Annotated in this window: 7 protein-coding genes and 2 tRNA genes; 3 read left to right on the plus strand and 6 right to left on the minus strand. The window is 40.3% G+C overall.

What is annotated here, in order from left to right:
- The first annotated feature begins 1 nt into the window (after window position 1).
- On the plus strand, window positions 2-331 hold the full coding sequence (locus D6774_01385) for a hypothetical protein (GenBank protein RME78365.1): 330 nt from the start codon (window positions 2-4) through the stop codon (window positions 329-331).
- A gap of 160 nt (window positions 332-491) precedes the next feature.
- Here the strand turns inward: D6774_01385 and D6774_01390 are convergent.
- Window positions 492-566: transfer RNA gene (locus D6774_01390), tRNA-Arg, on the minus strand.
- A gap of 98 nt (window positions 567-664) precedes the next feature.
- Here D6774_01390 and truD point away from each other — a divergent pair.
- Entirely contained in the window at window positions 665-1,630 is a 966-nt protein-coding gene (gene truD / locus D6774_01395; GenBank protein ID RME78366.1) for a tRNA pseudouridine(13) synthase TruD, read from the plus strand.
- Here truD and D6774_01400 read toward each other — a convergent pair.
- The 4 genes from D6774_01400 to D6774_01415 all read right to left on the minus strand — a co-directional run bounded on the left by D6774_01400 (window position 1,611) and on the right by D6774_01415 (window position 3,453).
- Window positions 1,611-2,219: an adenylate kinase gene (locus D6774_01400; GenBank protein RME78367.1), complete on the minus strand. Its 609-nt coding sequence runs from the start codon at window positions 2,217-2,219 to the stop codon at window positions 1,611-1,613. The genes truD and D6774_01400 overlap by 20 nt on opposite strands.
- Window positions 2,216-2,662, minus strand: a complete 447-nt coding sequence (locus D6774_01405) for a hypothetical protein (protein ID RME78368.1) — start codon at window positions 2,660-2,662, stop codon at window positions 2,216-2,218. Before D6774_01405 ends, D6774_01400 begins: the two co-directional genes overlap by 4 nt.
- An 11-nt stretch (window positions 2,663-2,673) precedes the next feature.
- Window positions 2,674-2,766: transfer RNA gene (locus D6774_01410), tRNA-Thr, on the minus strand.
- Window positions 2,767-2,865: 99 nt separating this feature from the next.
- Window positions 2,866-3,453 carry a hypothetical protein gene (locus D6774_01415; GenBank protein ID RME78369.1) on the minus strand — a complete coding sequence of 196 codons (588 nt, stop codon included), beginning with the start codon at window positions 3,451-3,453 and terminating at the stop codon, window positions 2,866-2,868.
- 89 nt (window positions 3,454-3,542) lie between these two features.
- On the opposite strand from D6774_01415, the gene ychF reads away from it, so the two are divergent.
- On the plus strand, window positions 3,543-4,745 hold the full coding sequence (gene ychF / locus D6774_01420; protein ID RME78370.1) for a redox-regulated ATPase YchF: 1,203 nt from the start codon (window positions 3,543-3,545) through the stop codon (window positions 4,743-4,745).
- Between the two features lie 20 nt (window positions 4,746-4,765).
- Here the strand turns inward: ychF and D6774_01425 are convergent.
- The coding region (locus D6774_01425; protein RME78371.1) for a hypothetical protein at window positions 4,766-5,411 on the minus strand (646 nt) is incomplete at its 5' end.

Below are 5,411 nucleotides of genomic sequence, written 5' to 3' on the forward strand. Positions count from 1 at the left end.
GATTTCTCTTCCTAAAACCATAGGGAAAAAACACAACCTGGAAATCACGGTTTCTGATGAACAATGGGAGTTGATCTTTGATGCGCTAAACAAAGGCGATTTAGTAAAAGATTCTCTTGAACAAGTGGTTCTTGATATCGCCAAGGGCACTTTTGATCTTTCTAAGTATAAGCCAATGAGTGATGATGAGTTACGCGCGGAACTCTCTAACATTATTTCTCAAAACGCTGGTGCTCATCCCAAAGCAATTATTGGCAAAGCGATGGGAGCGCTTAAAGGAAAAGCAGATGGTGCAAAAATCATGAAGATGTTAAAAGAATTGCAATCCTAACTCTCGTAGTAACTTCGCATTTACAGCATGCACTCATGGGTAACATACAACCACTGCTTGACCAGATCACCATCACCCTCAAACAATTCTAACTTCTTGTGTTTTTTCATAATCATTCTCAAATCCTTCGATGTAATGATAAGACCATCACGGGAGAAAACGCCCGGGATGGGATTCGAACCCACAACCTGCGGATTAGGAGTCCGCTGCACTATCCAGGTTATGCTACCCGGGCATATACTGGGGAGTTAAGTAGTTGTTTAAGAAGATTGTGGGTTGAAGATACTGTTCGCAGAGTTAACCATTATAAAGACTAACTAAGAACATCCTAACATGCAACTTAAAGCAATACCTGCAGATTTCATTGTTGAAGAAGAGAGTATTCTTCCAGAACAGTCAAACGGCCCCTTTCACTATTTTAGACTTACCAAAACAAATTATGATTGGTACAAAGTACAAAACTTGTTGTGTAAGGTTTTTTCTTGTTCTCCTAAAGATATAGGAATTGCAGGAATTAAAGACAAAAATGCAATCACCACCCAGATTATTTCCATAAGAACAAGAAAACCCTTTGCTGTGCAAAGATTCAAACATAAAGATATTCAACTCGAGTACTTGCATGCAGGATCTGAGCCTATCAAGAGGGGTTTTCTCAAAGGGAACAGATTCACACTTGTTGTGCGAGGAGTGCATAAAAAACCACTGTATCGTGACTGGTTTATCAATTACTTTGATGATCAGCGTTTTTCTAAGAATAATATAACTATTGGCTTGTGCTTGCTTAAACAAGAATATGAGGCGGCATGTGAGCTTTTGAAGAATGAAACCCTAACTGAGTTTTTAGGAAAACGTCCTCGCGATTATGTGGGCGCACTCAAAAAACTCCCCTACTCTTTGCTCACCTTCTACGCACATGCTGTGCAAAGCGCAATATTCAACGAATATGTTTCCTCTCTTCTTGACGGTCCTACGATTGAAACATCCATTGGATCATTTCATGTTCCTCTCAAACGTCCAAAAGATTTTTCAGCTCCCCTCGTCGGTTTTGAGACTGATATAGATGAGCACTTGCAAGCATTGCTTCAACGTTATGGCATCAAACAGCAGTGCTTTGTCAACAGACAACTTCCCGCTCTTACTTGCGAAGGAGGTGTGCGCGATGCAGTTGTTGATGTTGAAGACCTTCAAATAGGAAACTTAGAACCAGATGAATTAGGGGATGCACAAAAAATTACTCTTTCATTCACCCTTCCCAAAGGTTGCTACGCGACGATGTTTATCAAGCAGTTATTTGTTTGATAATTTCTTTGAACACTTCATCAATGCTCAGATCCCCATTTACCCGAATAAGTTTATCCTCGTAATACTTTATGAGCGGTTGTGTTTTTTCATGATAGACTTCAAGGCGGTGTTTTATACTCTCAGGTCTGTCATCAGGGCGGTGGATAAGAGGAGTGTTATCATCATCACACAAACCTTTTCGTATTGGCGGTACATCTACACCATAAATACGACCGCATGTGGGGCAAATTTCTCTTTTGGACACGCGTTCAATGATTTTTTCATCTGACGCATCTATGAGTATCACATGATCTATTTCAAGAGGGAGCTGTTTTGCCTGTTCAATGTCCCTTGGAAATCCGTCGAGGATGAACCCGTCCTCATTTTCCAGTCTTTTCTTAATAAGTTGAACAATGATCTTGTCAGGAACAAGATCTCCTGATTCAAGAGTTTTTTTTATTTTTTTCCCGATGACCGAACCCTTACTTACTTCTTCTCTGAGAAGATCTCCTGTTGAGATGTGAGGAATTCCTAGAGCTTTTGAGAGTTTTTTTGCTTGACTACCTTTTCCTGCTGCGGGAGGTCCTAGGAGAATTAAGCGTTTCATCCAAGGTAGTGAATTCGTTCTGATTTATTTAAATCTTGCTTCCACGACGTTTGTATGTGCTCAAAGATTTGTTTGAATTCTTCTTTGTGCTCAATGAAGAAAGAAAATGCTTCGTTGATGTATTGTGCATTGAGCTCATCAGAGTCTTCTATTGAGAGCAAGCTTGATTTTCTAATAAATACCATGAGGGATTTGAAAAGAGAGTAAATACGTTCTTTTTGGTTGTCATCAAAAAAGGAAGACTCGCCCATCGAGGAAGGAGATGCATCAGGGTTGAGAATGTCTTGTAAATGCGTTGCAATACCTTCAAATTTTTCAGCAATTTTTTTTCGCACCTGACGCAAAAAAACACCTTCTTCAATCGAAGTGATTTCAAAGTAATGATCGAGGTCCTCATAAGAGGGAAGGCCATACTGGGATTGTAATTCTACATAGTTGTCCATGGTGAAAAAAAAGCCTCAGGAGGGACTTGAACCCTCGATCTCCTGATCGCTTGAGCAGTGTTTGCCGTACAAGTCAGGTGCATTAGCCACTATGCTACTGAGGCACGGAAGAGTATCCTCAAAAAGTGATTTATAAAAGTATTGGGCGGGAACAGGAGGATGAACCTCTACGGGGGGCAAATAGGGCATTGGACACGTCTGTGCTAGAATCCCTTCTTTGGGATGAACGGCTTTCCTGCATACTCTCCAATCCAGCCTTTGATATCAAAGTACTGTTTAATTGCGTGTTGCAGGCGATACGCATCATTGTAGAGTTTTGCAAGCTCTTGATCGTATTCTGCTTTATACCACCTCTTCTCAAACCAGTTCTTTACCATTTTTGATCGCATCCAGGGAAGTGTGCTGATCTCGCCTTTTGGATCACGCTGAATGTATGCTTTGATGAAGACTTCTACCTCGCCTTTTTGCACTTTTATTTTCTTCCCCTCGTGCAAGATTTCGGTGTCGTTCATTCCCAGGACGTGATATTCCACGTCCAGATAGGTCATAATGTATTTTCCTCGTTTTTTTTGTAGTCTCCACCAAATCCAAATCTCTTTTCCAAACGGCAGGTTGCGCTGAATGAAGTTCTTTTCCTTCCACTTATCCCCCCCTTCTGGCGCTTGCCAACCTTCATCATTAAGCCAGGTATGAACGGTTTTGTACAGCCACTCCCAAGAAAAGACGTCTTTGTAAACAATAGAGAAATCAGCTATTTTTTCTTTTTTTCCAGGTTTTGGCATCTCACCCATTGGCGAGTAGAACGTAGTACAATGTATTTAAAGGTATTGTTGAGTATGAGAGAGAAAGCTTAAAAACCTCTTGTCAAGACTCAAGGTTTATGTTTATTGGAATTGTAGGCAAACCAAGTGTTGGAAAATCCACCTTCTTCAAGGCCGCAACCCTAGCAGAGGTTGATATTGCAAATTATCCTTTTACAACGATAAAACCAAATTCTGCAATGGGTTATGTTAAGATTAAGGATGTTGCTCAGGAGCTTGGCAATAAACAGCCTGCAAATCCCCGCGAGGGTTTCGTAGCGGGTTCCTATCGATTTGTTCCTGTTGAGCTTGTTGATGTCGCAGGTCTAGTTCCAGGAGCTCATGAAGGTCTTGGAATGGGCAACCAGTTTCTTAATGATCTCTCAGGCGCAGATGTGCTTATACATGTTATTGATGTTTCAGGTTCGGTTAATGAAAAAGGCGAGCCTTGTGAGCCTCTTAGTTATGATCCTGCAAAAGACATTGCCTTTCTTGAGAACGAACTTGATTATTGGTTCAAATCATTACTCACGAAGGGATGGGATAAATTTTCCAAACAAGTCATGCAGCTTAAGGAAGATTTGCCAAAAAGTCTTGCAAAATTTCTTACAGGTCTTAAAGTGAGCGAAGATCATGTCAAAAAAGCACTCAACACACTCTCATTACCCCCCTCAGTTAAGGACTGGACTGATGAAGATCTTCTTCAACTTGCAAGAGAATTAAGAAAAATGACGAAGCCGATGGTCATTGCAGCGAATAAAATTGATGTTCCCGGAGCTGTTAAGAATCTCGAACGACTCAAGCAAGAGTTCAAAGAGTATCACATCATTGGATGTTCTGCAGAAAGCGAACTTGCTCTTAGAGAAGCGGCAAAACATGGCCTTATTGAGTACGTTCCTGGTGAAAAAGAATTCACCATAAAAGATGAATCTAAGCTTAGTGATGCTCAAAGAAAAGCGCTTGAATACATACAAAAAAATATTCTTGATGTGTTCTCCACAACAGGAGTTCAAGATGTTCTTAACACGTCGGTGTTTGATGTTCTTGGATACATTGCACTCCACCCGGGAGGAGCAGGGAAACTTGAAGATAAAGATGGAAATAGATTGCCTGACTGTTTTTTAATGCCTTCGGGAACCACTGCTCTTGATTTCGCGTATCGCTTGCATACTGACTTTGGAAAAAACTTTATTCGCGCTGTTGATGTTAAAACAAGAATGACTGTGGGAAAAGATCACAAGTTAAAGCACCTGGACATTCTTGAAATTGCAGCAGGAAAATAGTTTACATTCTTCACACTTTTTTAGTATACGTATTCGTAAAAAAATTCCAGAAATCCTTGTTTCTTATGAAAACCTTGATTAGATAACTTTTTGAGAATCCTATACGCTCTTTTGTGTTTTGACAACATGAAGATGATTGCAGGAAGTTTAGTTGAAGATAGTGCTTCGAAGAACTTTCGCAGAAGTGATTTTGTGATTGAATTTTCAATTTTGGAGAGACGAATTGAGAGCGCATCGATGAGTTTGTTTCCTGTATCGGGATTGAATGTTGAGCTTCCTGCATCTCTTGTGACTCGTTCGAATACTTGAGAAATAACGTTTCTTGATTCTAGAACTGCGCGGTTTAATGTCATACTCTTTGCAAAGAGATGGCATCTTTGATTTTTTATGTGATCAAAAAATTCACGAAAGTTATGTGCAGGAGGCGTGATAACAAAGGCATCACCTAGTGCTCCAAAATGACTATCTGTTGTTGCGACGACGCCCTTTCCAAACTTTTTAGCAAGATCAAGTACTTTCTTATTAACTGAAGAGACTTCACTCAGGTTATGTTCAATTACAGGACAGCGTTTAATGAGTTCAATTACTGCTTCTTCATTAAGTTCCTCGTGGGACTCACACCAGAACGGGTGGTTGTACACGAAAGGGAGGTTTTTTTGTTCGAGA

The sequence above is a fragment of the Candidatus Woesearchaeota archaeon genome (assembly GCA_003695435.1).
Taxonomy (GTDB): domain Archaea; phylum Nanobdellota; class Nanobdellia; order Woesearchaeales; family UBA11576; genus J101.

Coding starts and splice junctions, on each gene's coding strand:
- truD (RME78366.1), top strand. CDS start 665: ATGCAACTTAAAGCAATACCTGCAGATTTCATTGTTGAAGAAGAGAGT.
- D6774_01400 (RME78367.1), bottom strand. CDS start 2,219: ATGAAACGCTTAATTCTCCTAGGACCTCCCGCAGCAGGAAAAGGTAGT.
- D6774_01415 (RME78369.1), bottom strand. CDS start 3,453: ATGGGTGAGATGCCAAAACCTGGAAAAAAAGAAAAAATAGCTGATTTC.
- D6774_01405 (RME78368.1), bottom strand. CDS start 2,662: ATGGACAACTATGTAGAATTACAATCCCAGTATGGCCTTCCCTCTTAT.
- ychF (RME78370.1), top strand. CDS start 3,543: ATGTTTATTGGAATTGTAGGCAAACCAAGTGTTGGAAAATCCACCTTC.